The sequence below is a fragment of the Desulfoscipio gibsoniae DSM 7213 genome (assembly GCF_000233715.2).
Taxonomy (GTDB): domain Bacteria; phylum Bacillota; class Desulfotomaculia; order Desulfotomaculales; family Desulfallaceae; genus Sporotomaculum; species Sporotomaculum gibsoniae.
This window is the reverse complement of record NC_021184.1, coordinates 456445-481368: the sequence shown is the minus strand read 5'-3', so window position 1 is coordinate 481368 and position 24924 is coordinate 456445. Positions and strand designations below refer to the sequence as shown.

Here is a 24924-nt window from a genome sequence, read left to right as displayed (position 1 = left end):
GAAACCGGTCACCAGTTGTGTCATAATATACTTGGATCTGTTGTCACAACAGCAAATCCACTGATTGGCGTTGAATAAGTACCTGGCCATTTCGCACTGGGGAGGACTTATTCTGCGCCTTCTTTTTTATTGCATTTCCATTTTGTTTAACACAAGGGCTTTTGCAGTAATAAGCAATTACATCATCAATTCAGTTCTATCGATAATTTCTTCTTGAACATCCTTTTCAAGGGTAACAAAAAATGCGCTAAACCCGGCCACCCTTACTACCAGGTCTTTATAGTTTTCGGGATGAAGCTGTGCATCCCTCAAGGTTTCACCACTTACACAGTTAAACTGAACGTGATACCCTCCTAAATCAAAATAAGTCTTAATAAGAGAAAGCAAATTCCTTGCTCCATTGATACCTTTTAAGGCAACGGGATGAAACTTCATATTAAGGTGACTCGAGCCATATTTCACGGTATCGATTACTCTGGTCGCGGACTTGACCAGTGCTGTAACACCATTTTTATCCGTGCCGCTCTGAGCCGATATACTGCCGTCACATAAAGGTTTTCTCGCCTTTTTGCCATTGGGCAACGCCCCGGTAAATTCACCAAAAGCTGCATGAGCTGTTACCGAATAAGCTGATGGCATTACCGGTCTACCTAAATGATCAACTTTTGAATGGGAATCATAACCAATGTTATAAATATCTTTTGCTATTAAATCTGCATAGTCGTCATCATTTCCATACTTGGGAGCATCCAGACACAACCGTAACACTTCTTCATAACCCTCGAAATCAGCGGCAATGGCCTCCTTCAATTGACGCATCGTCAGCTTTTTATCCTCAAAGATCAACTTCTTTATTGCTGCCAGTGAATTAGCTACGTCAATTACTCCGGCAAAACAAACCCCATCACCAAAACTATATCTAGCTCCTCCATCTGAAATATCTATACCTTTTTCTATACAGTCATTAACAAGGGATGAACCATATGGAGTAGGAAAGTTACGTTGTAAACTCCAAGCTGTTCTGGAAACATTATGTGTTAGCCGAATGAAATAATCCAGTTGCTTGCAAAATGCCTGATAAAATTCGTCAAAGCTAGTAAAGCTTTCCACATCTCCAGTTTGAAGACCAAGCTGGTTTCCAGTTAGAGGGTCTTTACCATTTTCCATGGTTAGCTCAATCATCTTGGCAACATTAAATCTCGTTTCCCAATAATTATCCGTACAGCCAGGTATAGCGCTTTGTACACAGCCACAAATAATAAATGTCCTAGCCTCTTCCAGCGGCATTTTATGGTGGAGCAAATGACGCTCAATGACCACCTGGCTATTATGAAATGCCGGCTGACCTATTCCAGTTCGAATTAAGTCAACACACTTTAACAAAAAATCCTCCGAAAGTTTATCGTGATATACAAGGTTAACCAAAGGTTCCGGCAGCCTAATCTGTTGTTGTGCTTCTAACACCAGCCAATCTAACTCATTCGTAGCATCCTCCGCATCAGGCGTTAAGCCACCTACACTTAGTTGCATACCTAACCGGCTTTGATTCCACCGGTAAGCATGCGGTGATAAAACGTATGCCAGTTGGTTAATTTTTAAGAAATAGTACTGAATCATTTCAATTGCCTCAGATTCAACGATTCTACCTTCATCCTTATCTTTGCGATAATAAGGATACAATACCTTAGTAAAATTAGTTGGTGGACTATTAAGGCCTTTAGGTGACTCCATCCATACTCCTAATGTCGCAAACCAAAAAGATTGAATGGCCTCACGGAAATTTCGAGCGGGATTGGCCGGAACCCATTGGCAGATATCAGCTATCTCTTCTAACTCCTGTTTTCTTACTGCATCCTTTTCGTTTTCAGCCATTTCCCTGGCCAGCGCAGCATATCTTCCAGCCAAAGTTATCATTCCGTTAAGCGTGGTTTTAGCTGCTTTGCAAAAATACCACTTGTTTATACCGTCTAGTTCACTGGTGTTGAGTCTTGCTTCCGTTTCCTCTATTTCCGCGAGTAATCCGTTTAATCCCTTGCTCAACACTTTAGCGTAATCAGGAAGGATACCATGGGCGGCACTACCAGGAGTAGCTTCCAGCCACACACCACATCTTGTAAAAACACGCAAATCGACGTCATATATTTCAGAGACAAGTTTGCGTGTCATACTAAATAATGTTGAGTCTTTCCAAGCTTCCACACCTTTATCTATATATTTTCTGAGTTCTGGGGTTATTTTGACCTTACCTCGTGGAAGGGCGAACTCTTCTGTCCTTTTCATCCACCCGCAACCTTCCTCAAAAAGTGGATAAGACCCATATTTGTACTTGGTAAGAGTCCCAATAATCGGGTTGTTATCAATAAATAAGGTCTTTTCGGAGCACAGCTTATTAAATAACTTAGCCCGCCGGATAATAAAAGGATCCGTTTTATTTTCCTTATACACATCGAGCATAAACTCAATATATTCTGTATCAATACAGGGGACGGCTGAAAGCAATTCTTCCTTTTCTTTTTTGACCCTCTCCGAAAGCACCTGGTCTCTCACCTGGTTTATATTCTCGGTAGACATGAATTGGATACCTCCTTAGGCTTTCAAAAGGCCATTGTTTATTTTTTCTTAAGAGTTCATTTATTCTGAAAAATCTATTTATTAATGCTAGTATTTTACATTTAACTCCCCCTTAATTTTATAATTTTCCAGATTAATTACTTCGCTTCCCTCGCCTGTTTCTACTTGCTTACTGCTTTTAAATTACATAACCCGTTTGATTTGCGTTTTATTCAGATTTATAAACCGTTTATTATGGCCGGAGGGATTTTTCTTTTGTCCTGTTTGAATTCTCCTTATAATAGGGACTTGATAATAGAGACTTGGGCAAATCTCCCCATCTCTATTATAAGGATTCTTTCAAGAACGGTTTATCTAGTATTTAGTTGAAGTTGGTTCATGTTTTTTATTAATTTCTTTTTCTGTTAAGCCTTTGTAAAGGCATAAAACACTCTCTCTTGCCAAATTACAGTACCTTTTTTACCATCTACGGGCACGGAGTCCACCGGAAAAACATGGAGTTTAGCTTCATCTCCTTCTTTCAATTCACCCATCTTTACGCCTGTCATCTTGGTAAATAGAATAAGTTCCCCAAGGTCTACTATAGCGTGAATGAGCGGCGTCTTAAAACCCAATGGGGCCCCTACTTCTTCCTCTGTCACTACTAATACCCGCCCACGGGTAGGTAAATCCACCCACTCAAGGTTTTCTGACAAACACTCCGGGCAAATGACCCGCGGCGGGTATGCCTTTTTACCACAATCCTTACAGACGGTTGTGGTAAGGCGTCCTTCCTTTAGGTGGTCATAAAACGGATAAATCCTGTTCCACTCTTTACTTTCCAGCGGGTACAAATCCATGGTTACAGCGTATTTGCCTTCCATCATTCCCATCATTCTAAATCCCTCCCGTAAATCAGTACAGTATGTGCGGCCATCAAACCGCTCAGGTTGTGAGTAAGACCAATGCGAGCTCCTTCCACCTGCCTAACGGCATCACCTCGCAACTGGCGTATGATCTCGATCCCCTGTCTGATTCCGGTGGCACCAAAGGGGTGACCGCTGCTTAGAAGACCTCCGTCTGTATTTACCGGCACCTGCCCGCCAAAGTCGGATTTCCCTTCCTCTATGAACCAGCCACCCTCACCTTTTTGGCAAAAGCCCAGGTCTTCGTACTCGATAATCTCAGAGATGGTAAAGCAATCGTGTGTTTGAGCCACGTCAATATCCTGCGGTGTTACCCGCGCTTTATTATATGCCTGCTGGGCCGCTATCTTAAGAGCCTCCCAGGTAGTCCAACTGGGCATGTTGGCCGACATGTTATGCAAGGAGGCTTGTGCCGATCCCCTGAAATAAACCAGTGGTTTATCGGTAAGGTATTTAGCTTTTTCCTCCGCCGCCAGGATAATTGCGGCAGCACCGTCAGTAACCGGACAGCAGTCAAAAAGCTTCAAGGGGCGCACGATAGCTCTGGCATTCATCGCCACTTCCAAGGTAATCTCTTCCTTATACTGCCCCTTGGAGTTGTTCAAACCGTTTCTGCGGTTTTTTATTGAAACCATTGCCAGTTGTTCTTCGGTTGTGCCGTATAGTTTCATGTGCTGCTTTGCCACCGCAGCGAATGCCGGCGGTGGCAAACCCAGTCCCATGCCGGTATCAAAGTCGTGATCCGATGCTGCCAGTGCGGTATAGTTGACCTCCCAGCGCTGTGGCGTATATAACTTCTCACCACCGATAACCATAACCACATCGGCCTCACCGCTTTTAATCAGGGCAGCCGCCATGATGATGCCTGTGCTGCCGGTAGCACACAGGAGCTCCACGCGTGCACATATATTTTTGGGCTTAATACCCAAATGTTCCGCCACCAACGGAGCAAGGTGAGTTTGAAAGGAACAGCGTTCGGTAAAAGCTGAACCGACGATCAAACCGTCTATGTCCTTATTGGTTATTATTTTGTTGTCTTCAAAGCATGCCTTTCCGGCCTCTTGAAATAAATCTCTTTCCGTCGCCTGGCGCACACCCCACTGGCACTGTCCACCGGCAATTACACAAACATTTCTCATATTTATCCCCCCTACCTATCATTAAACTTTGGCTTGCGCTTTTCCATGAAGGCATCGAACCCTTCCCGGCGATCTTCGCTGGAAAATGCCAGTATAAAATTCTTCATTTCAAAATCAAGCGCATCATGCAGATTCATATTTATTCCTTTATTCACTGAACCCTTTAGTACGCCTAAGGCGTGCCCCGACCAGGCAGCCAATTTCCGGGCCAATTTCTTTGCTTCCTGCATTAGCTCGGCGTAAGGGACTACCCTGTTAACCAAGCCGATTTGTTCGGCACGGACCGCATCGATCATTTCCCCTAGAAAGAGCAGCTCCTTAGCCCTAGATACACCGATCAGCCTTGGTAAACGCTGCGTACCTCCGCCGCCGGGAATAATACCCAACGTGATCTCAGGCAGCCCAAACTTGGCCTTATCCGATGCCAGCCTTAAGTCACACGTAAGAGCCAGTTCACAGCCACCTCCTAAAGCCAACCCGTTTATTGCAGCAATGGTTGGCTTTTTCATGTTTTCAATTTGGTTGGATGTATGCAGTGAAACTTGGCAGAACCTATACATCTCCACTGATGTCAAGTTTTTCATCTCGCTTATGTCCGCACCGGCAGCGAATGCTTTCTCTCCGGATCCAGTAATAATCACTGCCCGCACTGAGGAATCTGCGTCTAGATCTCCAACCGCCTGACTCAGTTCTCGGAAGAGTTTACTGTTTAGCGGGTTTACAGGAGGGCGATTTAAAGTAATTGTAGCAATGCCATCCTCAATGCCAAGTAGAATTGTCTCAAACGACATTAATACCCTCCTCCCTATTTTTTGTCATTATAATCATAAAACCCTGCGCCGGTCTTGCGCCCGAGACGGCCGGCGCGGACCAAATCCTTCAGTATCTGCGGCGAGTTCCAGCGCATATCTTTAAACTCTTCGCAAAAGTAATTGGCAACATGGTGGGTAATTTCAACACCGGCAAAATCTTGTAATTCAAAAGGTCCCATAGGATAATTCAAGCCCAGCTTAATCGCTGTATCAATATCCTCCATTGTTGCTACGCCTTCCTCCACCAGACGCATTGACTCAATAAGATGGGCCATGAAGACCCGGTTCACGATAAAGCCCGGCGAGTCCTTTTTAACTTCCACAGTAGTCTTGCCCATTTTTGCCGCCACTTCGGAAACAACTTGGACCGTCTCATTGCTGGTATAATAACCGCGAATAACCTCCACCAGCCTCATGATGGGTGCCGGGTTGAAAAAGTGCATCCCGGCAACTTTGTCAGGACGCTTTGTGATAGCTGCTATCATGGTTATAGACATGGAAGAGGTGTTTGTAGTAAGATAGGTTTCGGGCTTACAAACCTGATCCATCTTAGAAAAGGCTTCTTTCTTCATTTCCAGGTCTTCAATGATGGCCTCAATAACCAAATCAGCATCAACAAATAAATCCATTCCGGTGGTCGGAATAATCCTACCTATTACCGCATCTTTTTGCTCCGCCGACATTTTGCCCTTTTCCACGCTCTTAGACAGGAAACTGTCTATCCTGCCAATGGCACGATCCACAAAAACCCGGTCGATATCGCTCAAAATCACATCAAACCCGGCCTGCGCCGCCACTTGAGCTATACCACCACCCATAGAGCCAGCTCCCAGCACCGCAATCTTTTTTATTTCCATAATTATCGCCTCCTGTTTATTAATTAATCCAAGATTTTTTTCAACCATTTAATTAGCAATTTATTGTATATATTACCGCAGTTCTAATAATTCCATCAATTCGTAAGATCCCAACTCGTCAATTCATTGCTATCCTAATCAGCATAAACGGTAGGTTGTTTTTTGCCACTAATTATTATGGAACTAGAACTTGTGCAAAATTTATACCAGGTAGCTAAATTCAACCATTAAGAACTTTTTAAAGGTATTTATCATAATTTTTCTGTAAAAACTGTAAGCTCTTATTAGCCCTTTTGCAAAGGAAACTGCAAATATGCTAAGACTTTTTTATAGTTCTGCCACAAAGCCAGCTATAATATGTTATCTAGTCAACTGAGGCAACAGGTTAATATATATTTTTATACGCGATAATTTTATAGTTAACTATTGCCTTCTCGTAAAAATATCCTGCAAAATTGCTAATACCAATCCTTAATTTCATATTTACGCATCCTCATCTATTGCCTCTTACTTGATAAGGGTTACTTTCCCGATACTTTAAATAAGGTTCGTGCAATCAATAGATTTTGGAAGTTTTATAACCAGCTATCTTTCTCTTTAGAAACAGATGATTTCCTCAGGAGTTAAAACTTACCCATCCTATTGGCAAACTAACGCAATTACTGTTCCACCCACAGGGGATCGGTCACACCTATGACTCATAACCTATGACTGCACTTCATAATTTTAATGTGCTTTAAAATGATTGCAAGCGGCTTGCTAATTTCTGTATCCAAATTCCGCTATTAATTTTAAACTCCTAGTTTTGCTGCAAAAAGTAAAAAAAAGCACCTTCCGCAAGGTAAGTGCCTTTTTACACTCTCTTTTTTACTTTAATAATCTCTGACTCTTAGAACGCTATACACAAATAGTCTTCAGGATCACTTAAAACTTATGAAGGACCTAAACAGAAAATGATTCATCTCTACTTTTAGGATTTTTAATTCGATTATCCGTGAAAATTGGATCAAGGTAATTATGGAGCTCTGTCGCTGTTTTCTTTTCTACTTCGCTGGCACGTGTACAAAAACTAACTAAAACAAGAGTAATGATGCTTACTATTAAAGATGGAACAAATGCATCAAACCCAAACATTAAGCTTTTTGGAAATATTCCTATCCCACATAATAACAATACCGATTCACCCGATAGGATCGAAGCAATCGCTCCGATAGAGGTGCTCCTTTTCCAGTATAAACCTGCCAGGAATGCCGGCGCAAGAAGCGCATACCCACTAAAAGCCCATGTTACAATGGCTAAAATGGTTGCTGGTGGTTTTAATGCAATAATGACAGTAAGAATAACTAATACACATGTACAAATACGCCCGATGGCAATTTGTTTGGCATTATTAGCCTTTTTATCAATATAACGGATATAAATATCTTTGGTAAATAGAGTACTAATTGTAATCAATTGAGAACTAAACGACGACATAATGGCTGCAAATACCGCAGACAATAATATAGCACCAATCCACAGGGCATAATAATTCCCTAATACCATTGGTATTATCTGGTCGGACTCTTTTCCCTGCAAATTTGGGAAAATAGTATGACCATATACTCCTATAAATAATACGGGAATATAAATCACAACCATGGCAAGCGGGTATAAGGAAGCGCTCAACTTTAATGCTTTCGAACTCTTAGCGGCGAAAAATTTTGTAAACATTTGAGGGAAAACGGATATACATAGCATGATCATTAATCCGAAGTTAATCCAACTCTTAATTGTAAATTTTTGTCTAGTAAGTAGTTCCGGGTAATTGCTCATTACATCTTGGGTAACTACTACGGGGCCTCCAATTTTCGATGTTATTAAAAAGAATGCTAACATAACACAAGCTATCATGACAATTCCTTGAAAAAGGTCGGTCCAGGCTACAGCTCTCAAGCCACCTATATAAACATAAACGCCAACGAACACCACAATCATCAATACTCCAACCCATAGTGGTATTGTTCCTTTTGTTAAACCACTAAGAATATAGCCCGCCCCAATAGGTTGAACAGCCATATAGGGCACTGTAAAAAATATATATACTAAAAAGATAACAACACTTAAAGCTTTACTTTCATATCTTTTCCCAAAAAGTTCCGCAGGTGTCATAAAGCTATATTTCTTACCCAAAAGCCAGCAGCGGTAGCCGATTAAGTAAAAAAATATTGCCGATAGGCTAGTAGTGGTTGCCAGATAACCAAAAAATCCTGTTCCCAAATGATAAGCACCACCTGGTGCTCCCATGTAAGCAAAAGCGCTTATGTTCGTTGCAAATAAGGTAAAGAACATCACTGTAAGCCCCAAGCTTCTGTTTGCAACAAAATAATCTTCTGAAGTATTTAAGTTCTGCCTGCCTGAGTATAATCCTATAGAAATAGAGGCAGTAAGATATAAAACAATAACAAAGATCGCACCGATAATCGCAGGGTTCATCAAATATCCCTCCTTATTATTAAGAAACCTGTATATTTTTAAATTTTTTATTTTTTTTGAATATTTGCTAAATTTTAAGCATAATTCAATTATCATTAATCCGGTTCTTTAGGCCAATAATAAATTGCAAACAATGTAAAAGCTATACTTAGGGCAATATTCAACAGCACTTGGTAAAAAACATGCCAAGGTATCCACCCAAAGATCATTGGGGTAATAGAATTCCATTGCCAAAAATCTACAAATGAAAGATAAAGGATAAAAAAAATAATAAACCATACGATACCGCTTTTCCGTGCTTTCATTTATATACCTCCCTCATATCATAATATTAAAGCCACAAAATAAACCAAACCCCGGTTAAAGTGCATTTTTTGGTAATTGAGTGAGTTCGAGAATCAGTTACTCTGTTCAACAGCAATCTCCTTTAACTTTCGTTTCAGCACTTTCCCTGATGCGGTCATTGGAAATTCATCTATTATCAGCAATTTCTCTGGTAACTTAAATTTGGCGAGGTTGCATGTCATCAGGAATTTGATTAATTCTTCAAAGGATAATTCTTCTCCAGGATTTAGCTGGACACACGCGCAAGCCTTTTCCCCATATACCTCATCTGGCACTGCCACAAGGCATACAGCTTTTACTTTAGGATGAGCAAAAATAAGGGTTTCGATCTCTTCACAACTAATTTTTTCACCTCCCCGGTTGATAAGTTCTTTGATGCGACTTTCGAAATAGATATAACCATCTTTATCCTTACGGCATCTATCACCCATTCTATAAAAACCGTCAGGTGTAAAGGCTACGGCATTTAAAGCGGGTGAATTATAATAACCCCGAATGGTATAAGGTCCTCTGATAAGCAACTCACCCGTTTCCCCATCGGGAAGTTCATTACCGTTTTCGTCAATAATTTTAGTTTCGTCCGCCGGGCAAACCGGTTTTCCAGAACTATTTAATATCGCGTGCTCACTAGCATCTAACCTAACCATATTCAACACACCCTCACCCGAGCCGTATGATTCCATCACGAAACAGCCAAACCGTTCACGTACTTGAGCGCGCAATTCGGGCGCAAGTCTAGCGCCACCAGTCTGAACAACTTTTATAGATGAATAGTTATAATGTGACAATATGTTAGATTTGAGCCAATTGGTAATAATAGGTGGAGCGACTGACAAAAAAGTAATCTGTTCTTTTTCCACCAATGAAAAAATTGTATTAATGTCTGTACCGGGGCTGATAACAACTTTTCCTCCGGAGAATAGGACTCCCTGAAAACCTGGTGAACACACCATATAGTTGTGCGCTATAGGCAAAGTAACCAGCATGCGTGTGTGTTCGTCAAATCTACCAACCCGACTAGCATACTTAGTTATACAAACATAATCATTGTGTGTCCGCGGGATCATTTTGGGAAGCGCCGTGGTCCCTCCGGAGAGCACCATCAAAGCTACTTCGTCCGGATCCGGGCGGTATTTGGCCAAAGTTTCCTGGATCTCCTTCTTATCTATTGGAGCCTCTAGAAGTTTATTTAAAGAAATAAACTCCGATGGAGAACTACCACTTACGAAAACATATTTTAATTTTTGGTTTAGGTTCTTAATTTCCCGAGCCATAGCAATATAATTAAATTTTCGATAGATATCCGGGATTATATAGCCAACCGTACCAGAAAACTTAATAAAGTGGCTGATTTCTCCTTTTCTGTGAGGCGCAAGTGCTAAAATTGGAATGACTCCAATCTTAATCAAAGCGAAATATGAATAAATAAACTCGGGTCCATTGGGTAACTGGATAACTACTCGGTCTAAAGGTTTTAAACCAATTTGTAAAAACTGGTAGGCCAACCTGTCAATAATTTCACCAAGTTGGGTATAACTAAGGCGCATTTTGTTAAATACAAGTGCTTCTTTTGAACCATGTTTATTAATAGACAAATCCAAAACTTCGCTAAGCGTTTTATCTTCCCAATATCCCTGCTCACGGTAATACTTGGCATATTCTTCAGGCCAAGGAACGCAACCCTGTAACATACCTCATCATCCTTCCTCGAATCACTTTTTTCATACAATTTTGAATTTTAAAAACAGAGCACACATTTTGGTTTACGACAAATTAAATAAATTATTGTTATATCGGTTTCTTTTCACCAAACTTTTGCCGCAGTACGGTTTTTAGAACTTTACCACTTGGGTTTTTGGGTAATTCATCGATAAACTTCACGCGCTTGGGTTTTTTATAGCTGGCCAGATTTTTTTTGCAGTATTCGATAATCTCTTCCTCCGTGACCTGTTGTCCCTGTTTCAAAACGATCAAAGCCATTACTAACTCACCCCAGTGGGTGTCGGGTAAACCGATAACTGCCGCTTCTAAAACAGCCGGGTGCTCGTAAATTACATTTTCCAATTCCTTGGGATAAATGTTTTCCCCGCCGCTGATGATCATATCCTTTTTGCAATCCACAATATAGATATAACCATCTTCGTCTACCGTCGCCAGATCCCCTGTATATAGCCAACCGTCCCTCAGAGCTTCGGCTGTCGCCTTGGGAAGGTTCCAGTAGCCCTGCATAATATTGTCTCCCTTGCCGATAATCTCACCCACCTCACCCGGCGCAACATCCTCGCCCCGTTCGTTAACTACCCGAACCTGGGTATTCAGCACTTCCTTTCCAACCGAACCCAGACGCCTCACTTTCTCCGGCGGCCCCTCCGCGACGTGGTCTTCCTGTGCCAACGACGTTAAATGGGGGCCGGCTTCAGTAAGACCGTACATCTGAATAAATTTGGGCCCGATTAATGCCAAGCACTCTTTTAGCAAGGGCACCGGCATCGGGGCCCCTGAATAGGCAATTTGTCGGAGGCTGCTCAAATCGTATCGAGCAAATTCCGGATACTTTATCAACATATTGATCATAGTGGGTGCCGCCCAAAAGTTGGTTACTTTTTCTTTTTGGATTGTTTCCAGGATCGATTGAGGGTTAAATTTTTCCATAATTATGTTGGTCGCGCCGGAATAGAAATGGCACATGGATATTGAAGCCTGACCACTATGGAATAACGGAGCGAAGTTAATTGTTACATCATCTGGTTCGATATAGTGGTAGGACCAGCTTAAATTCATTGAAGTCATGATAATATTTTTATGGGTCAATATAACTCCCTTGGGATAACCGGTAGTCCCACTGGTATACATCAAATAGGCTACATCACTGTCGGATACGGTCACCGGGGCCTTTTCTGCGGCAGAGGCAGCGGTGATTAGTTGTTCATAATCTAAAACTTTTTCTCCCCCGTCAATACTGATATAATACTTCACACCCTGAAGATCTTTTTCAATAGCATTCAGGACCGGTAAGTAGGCTTTACAGCTCACTACGGCCTTAACCTGTGCGTCATTTATTATATAAGTCAATTCTCTACCAGCCTGCCGGTAATTTAGCGGGACAGCAATAGCTCCTTTACTGGTTACCGCCAAGTAGAGTTCTAGGTATTGGTGACAATTCTCCAGGAGCAAGGCCACCCGGTCGCCTTTCCGTATCCCCATTTCCCAAAAAGCATTGCTTAAACGACAAACTCGGTTTTTCAATTCCCCGAAAGTATAACGGGTTTCCCGAAAGAAAACTGCTGTTTTTTTGGGGTAACGGCGAGCATTACGATCCAACAGATCTCCGATAATCAAACTCTTAAACCTCCTTTTTTGCCTTCCATGTCCCTGTTTAACCTCCGCCTTTAGGCAGACAGAAGTTTATTTTTATTTATTAACCGCTAAACCGTCTGTAGCAGGCTGGACATTCAGTTTGCCAAAAGTGCGGCCTTCCCGTGTGAACAAAATCATTGCTATACAAAATTCAATAAGTGCAACTATAACCAAGAAAAAGAAGCCGACAGTGAAAGATCCGTTATTTATAGTTATTAAAGCACCGATAATATAAGGAACAAACCCGGAGGATATACTAGCAATCCCCTGATATAGACCGGTTGCCCTGGCGATTATTGGGGCGCTAACAATCTTCTGGAGAACGGCAAATGATGCTCCAAACCCCCAACATATTCCTCCCATAGCTACAACTAACCAAAGCGCACTAGCTAGGTTGTTTTTCGATATTACGGCAAGAGTCATGCCAATGGCAATTACGAGACCTCCCGTCCACATAAATAATGTGTTGCGTTTAACTCGAAACATCAAATATCCGCTTAAAATCATCGACACTGCCCCAACCAAGTAAGGCAAAGCGGAAAGACTGCCCATTTCCACCCACGTAAAGCCCCTAGCCATTTTTAAATATGAAGGCAGCCATGACAGCAAACCCCAAAAATTCCATGTATTGAACATCTACCACGCTACCACTAGCCAGTAATCGGCATTCTTTAATACATTACTCCACTCAGATTTAGAATGAGCTGTCGCTCCATTGATATCATTTTTCTGAATAGAATTTTCAACTGCAAGACCTTTTTCTATATAATCAAGTTCATCCTTTTTGACCCAGGGTGAATCTTTGGGGTGGTTATAAACAAAAATGAGAACCAGTGGTATGGTAACAGCTATCGTTGTTATTCCTAATATAAAGAATGACGCCCGCCACCCTAGTGAAGCAATAATTGCTGCAACTAAGGGCATAGTTATGGCCGAACCCACAACAAGACCCGAGCCCCATATGGAATTGGCAATACCACGTTCCCTGGGCGGAGCCCAATTTTTAACAACCATACTGTTTAAAGGCAACTGAATGCCCTCTCCTATGCCAAGAATAATTCTAGACAGAATAAGAACCATAAAAGACCAGGCTATGCCACCAAAAAACATGGAAATGGAGCAAACCAGTGCCAGAAAGACAAGCCCCCTGCGCGCGCCTACTTTATCCAGTGCAAATGATAGCAGGAGAGCTGCGCAGCCATATGTCCATAAAAATACCGACATGAGCAGACCACGGAGATCCGGTCTGTCCGCAATACCCATGTCCTTCAAGAAATTGCTGTCGGCAATTAATATTGCCATGTTAACACGATCAAGATAGGCTATAAGCAAGGCCATAAATAAAACAAATACAACAATATAACCGGAACGCCATACCGGTTTTTGAGTCATACATAAATCCCCCTTCTTGAACATATGAGAAACCGCGAATAACCTCCACCAGCCTCATTATAGGTGCAGGGTTGAAAAAATGCATCCCGACAACTTTGTCAGGACGCTTTGTGGCAATCGCTATCATGGTTTGGACATGGAAGAAGTGTTAGTGGTAGGGTACGTTTCGGGTATAGTTATAATAATCTCCTGGCAATTGTCATCTTCTCAGCTTCCTTGGCGCCTTCGTAAATCTCCAATATTTTTGCGTCCCTATAAAACCTCTGGACGTCATACTCATCTATATATCCATAACCCCCATGTAATTGTAAGGCTTTGTCACATACCCAGACCGCTGTTTCTCCGGCATAATACTTGGCCATGGCATTCAATGCAGGATCTAATTGTCCGTTGTCAATTTTCCACGCAGCTTTATAAGTAATATTGCGGGCAAGCTCAATTTTTGTCGCCATTTCTGCCAGCTGAAACTGCACGCCTTGATAAGTGGCAAGGGGCTTTCCAAATGTCGTTCTTTCCTGAACATATTTAATGGTTTTATCCAGCGCTCCCTGAGCCAAGCCGACTCCCTGTGCTGCAACTATCGTTCTGGTGATATCAAAGAAATGCATTAGCTGGTAAAACCCTTTTCCTTCTTCCCCGATCAAGTTTTCGCAGGGTACACGAACATCCTCGAAAATTACTTCCGCAGTATCGCTCGCTCTTACCCCCATTTTTCCTTTAATCTTGTTTCTGGTAATCCCTTCGCGATCCGTCTCTACCAGAATCAAGCTAAATCTCTGGTGCTTTTTCTCTTCTTTAGGATTGGTTACACATAAAACAACCATAAAATCACAAACTGTCCCGTTGGTAACAAACATCTTACTGCCGTTAATTATATATTCGTCGCCGTCTTTCACAGCGGTGGTCCTAATATTGGCTACGTCAGTACCCGCGTTAGGTTCCGTGTATGCGCCGGCTGCCATAGCCCGACCACTCACCAGCAAGGGTAGGTATTTTAACTTTTGCTTTTCGGTTCCGAATAACAATATGTTCTCTGAACCAAAACTTGCGGATACAAGAACGAGATCTAAACCCAGGTCCACCCTGCTTAATTGCTCAGTAATAAGAGCCACCTCAAGAAAACCGAATCCCGGCCCATCATACCCCTCGGGAATAAAACAACCGACCAGACCTGTCTCGCAAGCTTTTTTTACAAGTTCTTTAGGGTATTTTTCTTCTCTATCACACTCTTTGGAGATCGGCTCGAATTCTTTGAGAGCAAACTTATAGGCCGTTTCCTGAAGCAGTTTTTGTTCTCCGGTTAAGTCAAAATTCATAGTTTTATTTCCTCCTAACTTTTATGCCAATCATTTATGTTACTGGGAATCCGATTACCCCCTTTTCCCATAGACCTTGGATTGTATATATTTACATAGTTTTGACAATTCTTATAATTATCAATATTGGCATTTATCAATCTATTGTCACCCTACTTAATCAAAGAAGTTATTGTTTGTGCCACTACTCACTACTAAAACTTAAGCAAAATCTATACCAGGTGGCTAAATTCAGCCATGCAAACTTTTTTAAAGATATTTGTTATACTTTTTCTGTAAAAGATTTAAGCTATTATTAGCCTTTTTGCAATGGGAACTGCAAATATGCTAAGTCCCTTGCATAGTTCTTCTTTTTTTATTTATACGCGATAGTTTTACTTGTTAACAGATGCCTTCTCGTAAAAATATCCTGCAAAATTGCTAATACCCACATACATTTGCACCTTCCATTGCCATAATAATTTCTGTAGGTCTGCATCACTCCTTTAGGAAAGCCTGTGGTTCCACTCGTATATTGGATTAGTGCTGTTTCATCCTCTTCCGGTTCTCCCATTCCTGGATCCTCACAAGAACTTTTCGCCAGCAAATTTTCGTATTGCTGCCAATCATTCTACAGTACGGAACTCCCAACATTAATTCTGTATAAATATAATCATTCTGTGAAATATAGCCAACTCTGTCCCCCAAGTTACAACCCATGGCCACCAAGGCATTTCCCAATTGATTGATTCGTTCTTTTAATTGCTTAAAAGTTTTTCTTACCCCATATTACCAGTCCACTACCGCAATTTTGTCAAGATATAGTCTTGCGTTTCTTACTATCGCCTTAGCATTTGAATAGGCCATATAAAACCTCCTCCTGTTTACTTAAATCACCTCTACATCCAAACCAAAATTTTTTAATGCCATTACCGCCCTTTGAACATTTTCCTCGGTATTTATGGCTACGCCCTCTAATTTATAATGCAAACCTAATGACCTATATTTACCCTCACCTAATCGGTGATAAGGGATGAGATCCACTCGCTTCTGCCCGATTTCGCGCAAGTACATGCCTACTGCCTCTATGTTTTCATGAGAATCATTACAGCCCGGTATAAATGGTATTCTTACAACTACATCTTGGCCAAGTTTAACAATTTGTTGCAAGTTGCTTAATATAATTTGGTTTTCTACACCAGTTAGTTGCTTATGTTTTATCGGGTCAATATGTTTTAGGTCATATAATATTAGATCCACGTCCCCCAATATACTTTTGAGCACCTCCCATGCTACATATCCACAGGTTTCAAGAGCTATATGAAACCCGTATGCCCCGCATAGTTTAAGCAAAGAGCGAAGATAGACTATCTGTTGGGTTGGCTCGCCACCTGAAAAAGTTACTCCTCCACCAGAATTTCGGAAAAAAAGTGAGTCCTTTTTAATTGTGTCAAATACTTCCTCTAACGACATTTCCTTACCCATGACAACTCGTGCTTCATTAGGACAAGCTTCAACACACTTACCACAAACCTTACATTTCTCACGATCTATTACTACTTCTCCCCCTGAGCCAACTTGAGTGCTTCCTGTAGGACAAACAGATATACAACGATAACATCTTGTGCATAAGTTGCTCAAGTGGAACAATTGCGGGGCTCCTTGTTGAGATTCAGGATTACTACACCAAAGGCAACGCAAAGGACAACCTTTAAAAAAGACCGTTGTTCTAATTCCAGGCCCATCGTTTAGAGAGAACCTCTGAATATTAAAAATTCTTCCTTTAAGCTTTTGATTAACTATGTTAGAAACTCCTATTGTCATAACAATAACCTCCATTCCAGGAACCTGGTCAAGAAGTGTAGTAAATACCCACATAATCCTAATAAAACCATGGGCGTGTCGCCATCACGACTGGCCTAAAAAGGCCAGGCCGATCTGGCGCAAGACGTTAGTTTTTGCTTTTGTGCCCGATCCACTCAATGTAATCCACTTAATTTATAGTCCCTGCTATTTATGCCGGTTTCATGCGGCAAAGTACAGTCTTAAAATCGGGGTATGCTGTAATTGGATCAATAACATCCATATCAACTAATAAATTCGCGTTTGCGCTCGCCCAACCATGTGGAACACTTACCACACCTGGTGTTATTTTTTCTGTAATACGTACGACCATTTGGATTGTTCCTCTTTTCGTCTCGATTAGCGCTAAACAGCCGTCCGTTAACCCGTACTTTGCTGCAGTAGCCGGGTTAATTTCTGCCAAGGGCATCGGGTTGCTATTGCGTAATACTGGTACCTGGCGCAATTGGGTATGGGTATATTCCTGCGCCCGTTCGCCGCTGATAAGAATGAGCGGGTACTCCTGGTAAAGTTCAGGAGTGCTATACTGGCTTTGGCCTGGCTCCATATATATTGGGATGGGATCGAAGCCCGCATCTTTTAATGTCTGCGAATAGATTTCTACTTTTCCGCTGGGAGTGTTTAGTTTTTTATTTTTATAAACCCAATATTCCTTTTCCCCATAGTAAGTGCCTAAAGGATTAGACTTTAACTTATCTTTTAGTTCACCCTTTAGATAAGCATCAATTACCTCTTCCTCGTTATGCCAAGGGAAATATTCCTCCATACCGAGACGCAGACCTAGTTCACTCCAAATCTTCCAGTCGGGCCAGCTCTCGCCCACCGGTTCGATTACTTTACGGCGAAGCATGGCATATGGTTCACCGAAAACAACACCGTAAACGTGTGAGAGACCGCCTTTCTCTAAGAAGGTGCAGGCCGGCAAAACAACGTCCGCCAGCTCAGCCGTTTCGGTAAGGAACGGGTCGATCACAGCCAAAAAATCAAGGCTGGACAGGGCTTCTTTAAATTGCTGTGCAGCGGGGAAAGAGACAGCTGGGTTAGCCGCGGTAACGATACTGGCTCTAATTGGATAAGGTTTTCCTTCCAGTACTGCCTGTGGGAAAAGAGTAGCTATCCCAAACGGTGCCTGTCGACCCCATAAGTTACTGAAAATAGGGTAATCTTCAGACCCGATCGGGGTCTCCTGATCTTTCAGACTTAAGTTCGCCAAAGGAATCCGGGGCACGGTTACCCAACTCCCTGGGGCAGCAAAATTACCAGTGACTGCCTGCAGGATAGACAAAAGGCGAGAGTTCTGCAGGCCGTTTTTATGCTGGTCAAGACTATTTATTCCCTGAATAATGCAACTCGGTTTAGCCCGGGCAAAGATTCTAGCCACATTTTTGATGTCGAACGCAGATAACCAAGTGATTTCCTGGGCCCATTCAGGGGTATATTGCTGGACATGCTCCACTAGCTCCGGAAAACCAACGGTATAATTATTAACAAACTCTTTATCGTAAAGATCTTCATTGATAATTACGTTTAGCATTGCTAAAGCAAGGGCGGCATCAGTGCCCGGGCGGATCAATAATTGATAACCCTTTTCAGACAACGGTATCTGCTTTGGATTCACAACAATTAATTCGCAGTTGTCATTATCTAACTTTTTCTTGATCAATTCGCCAAGCATGCCTTTAGAACCAACTGGGTTGTGCCCCCACAGAATAATACACCGGGCGGAATTGGGGTCTTCAATCGGGTAACGGCCATAGGTCAACTGTCGGGCCAGGATCCGGGCACGGAAGCAAATGTTCTCCACTGAAAGGAGGTTAGGAGTACCGAAAGCACCTTTGAAACGGCGGGCAAAGGTAGCTACCTCATAGCTTTCCACACCCACAGAACCGCAAAAAACAGCCAGGGCACGTGCACCATACTTAGCCTTAACTGCATTAAGTTTTTCCGCGCAATAGTCTAAGGCATCGTCCCAGCTAACCTTTTGCCAGCGGCCTTTTTCACGCCGCATTGGGGTTGTTAAACGACTGGCCGAGTATACATAACTGGGCAGAGCCTCTCCCCGCGGACAAAGATACCCTTTACTGATCGGATGCTCCGGCAAGCCTTTCACCTCTGTTAAGCGTCCATCCTCAACAGTAGCTTTAATCCCACAATCCCAAACACATAGCATGCAATCGCTATTTATTGTTTCAATAGCCATCATTCACTCCCCTTAATTTTTTTAAATTTTTGCCTTTGTGTGAGAAGTCAACAAAAATATGAAATTTAAAAAATTTATTGTCTCGTTTTAACCATGCAATGTTTGTGCCAATATGTAAAATTTAAAGTTATCACTTTGATATTAACGAAAAGGCCATTCTAACATCAATAGAAAGAGATAATGATTTGAATACCTTGTAATTTTCTAGCATCACAAATAAATAAATTTGCAGTGGTCTACTGCAAATTTGATAATTACAATCAATCAATTGGCTTTAGATCTTTTGGCAAATTTACTTACTAGTAAATGTTAATATAAACTTTATGCATTTTTTTACATGGTTTCATTATTTTTGCATGGTAACATTGGTTGACGATGTAAATATATATCCATTAAACCATAATTTTCAACCATTAAACTATAATTTTTAACCGCCCATCTCCTATTTATTACATGTAAGCTAACTTGCAAAGACTCATTCCTTCAGAAAGGTTAAAATTAATATAATACTTTGCTAAAATGCATTGGGGGTGACGAGATTATTGGCTATAAAGCTAAAGCCCGGTTTTAGGAAAATACTCCAATCTTTACTAGATAGTCTACCGGACGGCATTATGATTTTGACAGTAGACGGGATTATTAAAATGGCTAACAACGTTCAGGAAAGGCTAACTGGTTTGTCAAATAAGGAAATAATCGGCCAGACCATATTTAGTTTAGTACAGAAAGGTATATATAATGACCCGGTAATTGATCTAGCATTGAAGAGGCGACAGTCTGTTACCTTAATGCAGTATACACCCTTTAATACTTGTTTACTGGTCACTGGTGCACCGGTAATTGACGATAATAATGAAATTGCTTATGTAGTTCTTTATTCAAAGGACGTTACCGAATTAAACCAGTTGCAACAGCAGTTGGAACAGACCAAGCTTCTCACTCAGAAATATTCTTTAGAAATTAATGAAATGCGTGTTCAAAGCCAAGAAAACATTGATATTGTTGCCAAATCAATAAAGATGAAAAAAATAATCGACTTAACCCTCAGATTAGCTCGAGTAGATACAACAGTTCTAATACTTGGTGAATCCGGTACAGGCAAAGAAGTTATTGCGAAACTAATTCACGACCACGGTGAACGCAAACTAGGACCGTTTATAAAGGTAAACTGCAGCGCTATTCCGGAAAGTCTTATTGAATCGGAGCTTTTTGGTTACGAATCAGGCACTTTTACCGGTGGCAACAAGGAGGGTAAAGCCGGCCTATTTGAATTAGCCCACAATGGCGACATTTTTTTAGATGAGATTGGCGATTTATCCTTATCCTTACAGCCAAAATTATTGAGAGTACTTCAGGAAAAAGAAGTAATACGCGTAGGAGGAGCAAAGCCACGAAAAGTAGATGTAAGGGTCATAACAGCAACTAACAAGGACCTAAAAGAACTAGTGAATCAAAATCTTTTCCGGGAAGATTTATTTTTCCGTTTAAATGTCGTACCAATTTTAATCCCTCCATTACGGGAAAGGAAGGATGATATTATACCCTTAGTCTACCATTTTAAGGATTTAATTTCTAAAAAATACAAAATAAAAAAGGAGTTCTCCGGAAAAGTCCTTAATCATTTTTACGCTTACGATTGGCCAGGTAACGTGCGCGAATTACAAAACGCAGTTGAAAGGTTACTTATTATTTCTATAGGAAACACAATCACAGTAGATGATCTACCTCATGATATGCTCCCAGCTTCAGGTGACGGGAGGATTATAGTCGATGGAATTATGCCGATGAGACAAGCAGTATTAGAAGTTGAGCGCCAGTTAATAGAGCAGGGCATGGCCAAATTTAATAGCACATACAAAGTCGCCAAAATATTAGGTGTTCATCAAACCACAGTAATTCGCAAGATAGCAAAAGTTAATAAGAGTAAAAAAACAAATAATGTAAGGCAACTCAAGGATCAAAAACAATCAAATGACAACGAAGCATGAGTGGCAAGTACTACTTCCTGCTATTAATACAGCGATATTGCAGAGCACTACTGCAATATCGCTAGTTTTCAGGAGATTTAATAATACAAATAAATATGCCATATTATGAAAACGCTGAATCAACCTAATAAATTAATCCCAACCACCTGGTATATATATTGCATTAGCAAAACTCTAGCATATTCATTCTATTCCAATTAATACACATCACTATCATTAACTTATTTTGAATATTCTGAACTGCGCAAACAAGAGTATCACTATTGCATCAATAAACAATTAGCGGGATACTGATTGCTATTTTTAGCGTTCATAGCGATTGATCCTTAATGGAGCCGTGTGAATAACCATTTTTTTCGAGGAAGTGACGTATATGAGTTGGAAGATTAACGTTTTTGCAGAACGTTGTACAGGATGTCAAATATGCCAAATGATTTGTTCTTGGGCTAGCGAAAAAAATTTTCAGCCGCTTCATGCCTATATCCAAGTAAAAAGCAGGGATGGGAAAGAAGCTCAATTTGATATTACGTTCGTTAATCGTTGTAAAAAGTGTGGCTTGTGCGCTAGTTACTGCTCAAGCGGGGCACTGGTAAAGGAAAGGCAGGTGCCTAACGTTGTTTAAAATAATTAAAATTGACCTTATTAATCAAAAGATTGATGTTGTTGATGGTATGAATCTGCATAAGGAATTTTTAGGGGGGCTGGGTGTAAATACAAAACTGATGGTTGATCTTATACCTCCTGACAGTGAACCGCTTGGTCCCGATAACGTTTTAATCTTTGGAGCAGGCTCATTTGTGGGGACTTTGCTGCCCACCGCCGCCCGGACTGAACTTACTGCCAAGTCGCCTTTGAGTAACCGCTTCGGAACTGCAAATAGCGGTGGACTGTGGGGGGCGGCCCTTAAGTTTGCGGGTTACAGCCACCTCGTTATAACGGGGAAAAGTTCTATTCCTGTCTATCTTATGATTGACGATGGTCAAATTAAAGTAGAAAATGCAACTCATCTTTGGGGTCTGGATACTTGGGCCACTGTTGAAAAAATAAAACAAGAAAAAGGCAGTGACTTCCAAATTGCCAGCATCGGGCCCGCAGGGGAAAAGCTGGTGCGTTTTGCCTCAGTAATAAACAATTATCACGGTGCCTGGGGCAGAACCGGTATGGGCGCGGTGATGGGCAGTAAGAATCTCAAAGCTATTGCCGTTCGTGGAACGGGTATAGCACGGGTGGCCGACCATCTGGCCTTTGCCCGCATTATGACAGAAGCCTTCAAAAAAGTACTAAGCAATGACCACTTTGGTTATACCAGGTGTTACGGAAGCATGGTAGTAGCTGATCCTTATAACAAAATTGGCGCTCTTCCCGGTCTTAACTTTACCTGTGGTTCATTTCCTGATTGGGTTGAAACCAGAGGCCGAGGTTTTTTTGCCAAGAACTATAAAGAAAAAGACCTGGCTTGTTTTTCGTGCCCAGTGGCTTGCGCCCATTGGTCGCGGGTGAAATATGGCCAATACGAAGGATACGAAGCCAAGGGGCTTGAGGTAACTTATACATTTGAATTCGGAGCCAAGTTGGGCATTAAGGAAATTGCAGAGATATTAAAGTGTGCGGAGATCTGTAATCGTTATGGTATGGATGTAGTCTCAGCCGCGGGTGTAATTGCATTTGCTATTGAAGCCAACCAGCACGGCTTATTGAAAGAATTAAGCCGGGAAGTTCCTGTGCAATGGGGCGATTTTCCAGGTATTACAAGCCTTCTTGATCAAATCGGGAAAAGACAGGGTATTGGCGATCTTTTAGCAGAAGGAGTAAAGATAGCTTCTGCCCGGATCCCTAATAGTGCTTATTATGCCATGCACGTCAAAGGAGTGGAAATACCGGTCCGAGATCCCCGGGGGAAATGGGATGTCTGGACGTTAGGTAACCTTACCAATACCCGGGGCGGAGATCATCTGCGCACCAGGTCAACGGTCGATGCGCTGTTAAGCCCGGGGCACAATCACCTGGAACAAAAAATTGGACGTTGCCGAAGAAGTTGTTCACGATCTGGATATGCCTGAGGATTTAAAAAGCCAAATTTTTGGTGAGCCACCAGCCAAAGTAAATATTCCCCGAATGGCCAAGTATGCTGAAGATTTAATCACAATCATTAATTCTACCGGGCTTTGCATCAGACCACCCTCTCATAGATCGTTGGGTCCCGATTTTTACGCGCGAACGCTTTCAGCAATACTAGGTTACCCATTTACAGCTGAAGAAGTTTTGGAAGCAGCGGTAAAAATCTGGAATTTACAACACCAGTTTAACGTACGTGAAGGCGAAAATCTTGATGAATATGTATTCCCCCAGCGTTTTTATAAGGAGCCATTACCATTTCAAGGTGGCATCAGACCGCCATTGTCCTATCAAAATATAAAAGAAACTGTACAGCAGTACTTCATGGCACGGGGATGGGAATTTTAATTACTTCATATCGGGTATACTTGATGCATAAGTGTAATAACTACTTACACTAAATCATAGGCACTTTTGAATGATTAAACTAAAAAATAATAATCCGGAGGGATAAAATGATGGATTTCTTGGAGGTTGTGATGACCAGAAGAAGCTGCCGTCAATACAAGGAAGATTTGATAAATGATTCTGACCTCAATACTATTCTGGAATGTGCTAATTGGGCACCTTGCCCTCTTAATTTACAACCATGGGAGTTTATAGTAATTAAGAATAAACAGCTTAAAAAACAGATCTTTGAGAGTTCATGCCAATCCACTAATAAGCTAGCTGAGGTCAGCGGCAAACGCTGGCTAAGCCATTATAAAGTTGATTTTCTTATTCAGGCACCTGTAATTATTGCCGTTGTAGGTGATCCAAATAAAAGCGGATTGGATGGCAAGGAAAGTTACCAGCATGCTTGTGCCGCCGCTATAGAAAACATGCTTTTAGCCAGCAACGCCTTAGGTTTAGACAGTCTGTGGTTTACACTATTTGACCAACAAGAAATAAGTAAAATTATTGGTGTTTCAACCCCCAAAAGGACTATTGCCCTGATTTGTATTGGCTATGGAAATGACTCATCACCTAGACCTCACAAAAAAGATCTGGCAAGTAAAGTAACAACACTCGTTTAATTATTTTAAAACTTTATTAAAAGGAGTCTATCACAATGAACAAATCCGGTATAACTAAATTACCGCATCTATTTCAAAGGGCAAAATAGGTAATTTTGCAACAAAAAAATCGAGTCAAATATGCTGCTTGTTGAGTATCAAAATTTAATACCCGGGACGATATATAATACGTTTTGTTTTGGTCGCCCAGGCATCTACCATATCAATTGTTACGTATTACTGACACCATTTGCTTTAAAAGCGGGAGTTAACCCGTGGGTTATAGGCATAATAATTGTAGCTAGCGCAAATGTATGGACGGTTAGTTACCAGAATACAACTCATATTGCCGCCATGGTGGCCACAGGTAAAGATGCGGTGAAACAATCTCATGCCGTAAGAATGTCTCTAGCGTATATGATAATTAATATAATAGCTATAGTTGCGAGCATCCCCTGGTGGAAGATACTTGGTTTGATTCCTTAGTTTCCTTTTTAGTTAGTTAAGATTTAAGCTGGGATAAAGAATTAAAAGTGGTGGCAAATTATTAGAGGCAGCATAAAATGTCGGGTTTTATTCCGACATTTTATGCTGCCTCCAATATAATCATCCCTT

At 41.4% G+C, this 24924-nt stretch carries 18 protein-coding genes and 3 pseudogenes; 5 read left to right on the top strand and 16 right to left on the bottom strand.

The window, feature by feature from the left end; genetic code table 11:
- Positions 1–177: 177 nt before the first annotated feature.
- The 16 genes and pseudogenes from DESGI_RS02430 to DESGI_RS02360 all read right to left on the bottom strand — a co-directional run bounded on the left by DESGI_RS02430 (position 178) and on the right by DESGI_RS02360 (position 19211).
- Positions 178–2571 carry a glycyl radical protein gene (locus tag DESGI_RS02430; RefSeq protein WP_006523467.1) on the bottom strand — a complete coding sequence of 798 codons (2394 nt, stop codon included), beginning with the start codon at positions 2569–2571 and terminating at the stop codon, positions 178–180.
- Positions 2572–2975: 404 nt separating this feature from the next.
- Complete coding sequence (locus tag DESGI_RS02425) at positions 2976–3446, bottom strand: Zn-ribbon domain-containing OB-fold protein (protein WP_006523468.1); 471 nt, start codon at positions 3444–3446, stop codon at positions 2976–2978.
- Positions 3443–4615 (bottom strand): thiolase family protein, encoded by a 1173-nt coding sequence (locus DESGI_RS02420; protein WP_006523469.1) that lies wholly within the window; start codon positions 4613–4615, stop codon positions 3443–3445. The genes DESGI_RS02425 and DESGI_RS02420 overlap by 4 nt, the downstream gene beginning before the upstream one ends.
- Positions 4616–4626: 11 nt before the next feature.
- On the bottom strand, positions 4627–5406 hold the full coding sequence (locus DESGI_RS02415) for an enoyl-CoA hydratase/isomerase family protein (protein WP_006523470.1): 780 nt from the start codon (positions 5404–5406) through the stop codon (positions 4627–4629).
- A gap of 14 nt (positions 5407–5420) precedes the next feature.
- On the bottom strand, positions 5421–6284 hold the full coding sequence (locus tag DESGI_RS02410; RefSeq protein WP_006523471.1) for a 3-hydroxyacyl-CoA dehydrogenase family protein: 864 nt from the start codon (positions 6282–6284) through the stop codon (positions 5421–5423).
- Between the two features lie 942 nt (positions 6285–7226).
- On the bottom strand, positions 7227–8759 hold the full coding sequence (locus DESGI_RS02405) for a sodium:solute symporter family protein (protein WP_006523473.1): 1533 nt from the start codon (positions 8757–8759) through the stop codon (positions 7227–7229).
- Between the two features lie 95 nt (positions 8760–8854).
- Entirely contained in the window at positions 8855–9064 is a 210-nt protein-coding gene (locus DESGI_RS02400; protein WP_006523474.1) for a hypothetical protein, read from the bottom strand.
- A 93-nt stretch (positions 9065–9157) separates the two neighbouring features.
- Positions 9158–10795 carry a (2,3-dihydroxybenzoyl)adenylate synthase gene (locus DESGI_RS02395; RefSeq protein WP_006523475.1) on the bottom strand — a complete coding sequence of 546 codons (1638 nt, stop codon included), beginning with the start codon at positions 10793–10795 and terminating at the stop codon, positions 9158–9160.
- Between the two features lie 97 nt (positions 10796–10892).
- Complete coding sequence (locus DESGI_RS02390) at positions 10893–12443, bottom strand: long-chain-fatty-acid--CoA ligase (protein WP_006523476.1); 1551 nt, start codon at positions 12441–12443, stop codon at positions 10893–10895.
- A gap of 72 nt (positions 12444–12515) precedes the next feature.
- Positions 12516–13799 (bottom strand): annotated as a pseudogene (locus DESGI_RS25545) (MFS transporter).
- 67 nt (positions 13800–13866) lie between these two features.
- Positions 13867–14024 (bottom strand): annotated as a pseudogene (locus DESGI_RS25540) (3-hydroxyacyl-CoA dehydrogenase NAD-binding domain-containing protein); the annotation flags it as partial.
- A gap of 5 nt (positions 14025–14029) precedes the next feature.
- Positions 14030–15169 (bottom strand): acyl-CoA dehydrogenase family protein, encoded by a 1140-nt coding sequence (locus DESGI_RS02375; RefSeq protein ID WP_006523479.1) that lies wholly within the window; start codon positions 15167–15169, stop codon positions 14030–14032.
- A gap of 355 nt (positions 15170–15524) precedes the next feature.
- Positions 15525–15755, bottom strand: coding sequence for an AMP-binding protein (locus DESGI_RS02370; RefSeq protein WP_281168078.1), 231 nt, complete (start codon positions 15753–15755; stop codon positions 15525–15527).
- Positions 15689–15919: pseudogene (locus DESGI_RS26370) on the bottom strand (hypothetical protein); the annotation flags it as partial. The pseudogene DESGI_RS26370 and the gene DESGI_RS02370, both read right to left, overlap by 67 nt.
- 117 nt (positions 15920–16036) lie before the next feature.
- Complete coding sequence (locus DESGI_RS02365; protein ID WP_006523481.1) at positions 16037–16972, bottom strand: glycyl-radical enzyme activating protein; 936 nt, start codon at positions 16970–16972, stop codon at positions 16037–16039.
- A gap of 190 nt (positions 16973–17162) precedes the next feature.
- Positions 17163–19211, bottom strand: coding sequence for a molybdopterin-containing oxidoreductase family protein (locus DESGI_RS02360; RefSeq protein WP_006523482.1), 2049 nt, complete (start codon positions 19209–19211; stop codon positions 17163–17165).
- 542 nt (positions 19212–19753) lie between these two features.
- On the opposite strand from DESGI_RS02360, the gene DESGI_RS02355 reads away from it, so the two are divergent.
- The 5 genes from DESGI_RS02355 to DESGI_RS02340 all read left to right on the top strand — a co-directional run bounded on the left by DESGI_RS02355 (position 19754) and on the right by DESGI_RS02340 (position 24330).
- Complete coding sequence (locus DESGI_RS02355; protein ID WP_006523483.1) at positions 19754–21199, top strand: sigma-54 interaction domain-containing protein; 1446 nt, start codon at positions 19754–19756, stop codon at positions 21197–21199.
- 373 nt (positions 21200–21572) lie between these two features.
- Positions 21573–21821, top strand: coding sequence for a 4Fe-4S dicluster domain-containing protein (locus DESGI_RS26365; RefSeq protein WP_006523484.1), 249 nt, complete (start codon positions 21573–21575; stop codon positions 21819–21821).
- On the top strand, positions 21814–23259 hold the full coding sequence (locus DESGI_RS02345) for an aldehyde ferredoxin oxidoreductase family protein (protein WP_006523485.1): 1446 nt from the start codon (positions 21814–21816) through the stop codon (positions 23257–23259). The genes DESGI_RS26365 and DESGI_RS02345 overlap by 8 nt, the downstream gene beginning before the upstream one ends.
- Entirely contained in the window at positions 23216–23662 is a 447-nt protein-coding gene (locus tag DESGI_RS25980) for an aldehyde ferredoxin oxidoreductase C-terminal domain-containing protein (protein WP_006523486.1), read from the top strand. Before DESGI_RS02345 ends, DESGI_RS25980 begins: the two co-directional genes overlap by 44 nt.
- Before the next feature lie 107 nt (positions 23663–23769).
- Positions 23770–24330, top strand: a complete 561-nt coding sequence (locus DESGI_RS02340) for a nitroreductase family protein (RefSeq protein ID WP_006523487.1) — start codon at positions 23770–23772, stop codon at positions 24328–24330.
- Positions 24331–24924: the final 594 nt, after the last annotated feature.

Coding starts and splice junctions, on each gene's coding strand:
- DESGI_RS02430 (WP_006523467.1), bottom strand. CDS start 2,571: ATGTCTACCGAGAATATAAACCAGGTGAGAGACCAGGTGCTTTCGGAG.
- DESGI_RS02425 (WP_006523468.1), bottom strand. CDS start 3,446: ATGATGGGAATGATGGAAGGCAAATACGCTGTAACCATGGATTTGTAC.
- DESGI_RS02420 (WP_006523469.1), bottom strand. CDS start 4,615: ATGAGAAATGTTTGTGTAATTGCCGGTGGACAGTGCCAGTGGGGTGTG.
- DESGI_RS02415 (WP_006523470.1), bottom strand. CDS start 5,406: ATGTCGTTTGAGACAATTCTACTTGGCATTGAGGATGGCATTGCTACA.
- DESGI_RS02410 (WP_006523471.1), bottom strand. CDS start 6,284: ATGGAAATAAAAAAGATTGCGGTGCTGGGAGCTGGCTCTATGGGTGGT.
- DESGI_RS02405 (WP_006523473.1), bottom strand. CDS start 8,759: ATGAACCCTGCGATTATCGGTGCGATCTTTGTTATTGTTTTATATCTT.
- DESGI_RS02400 (WP_006523474.1), bottom strand. CDS start 9,064: ATGAAAGCACGGAAAAGCGGTATCGTATGGTTTATTATTTTTTTTATC.
- DESGI_RS02395 (WP_006523475.1), bottom strand. CDS start 10,795: ATGTTACAGGGTTGCGTTCCTTGGCCTGAAGAATATGCCAAGTATTAC.
- DESGI_RS02375 (WP_006523479.1), bottom strand. CDS start 15,169: ATGAATTTTGACTTAACCGGAGAACAAAAACTGCTTCAGGAAACGGCC.
- DESGI_RS02365 (WP_006523481.1), bottom strand. CDS start 16,972: ATGACAATAGGAGTTTCTAACATAGTTAATCAAAAGCTTAAAGGAAGA.
- DESGI_RS02360 (WP_006523482.1), bottom strand. CDS start 19,211: ATGGCTATTGAAACAATAAATAGCGATTGCATGCTATGTGTTTGGGAT.
- DESGI_RS26365 (WP_006523484.1), top strand. CDS start 21,573: ATGAGTTGGAAGATTAACGTTTTTGCAGAACGTTGTACAGGATGTCAA.
- DESGI_RS02340 (WP_006523487.1), top strand. CDS start 23,770: ATGATGGATTTCTTGGAGGTTGTGATGACCAGAAGAAGCTGCCGTCAA.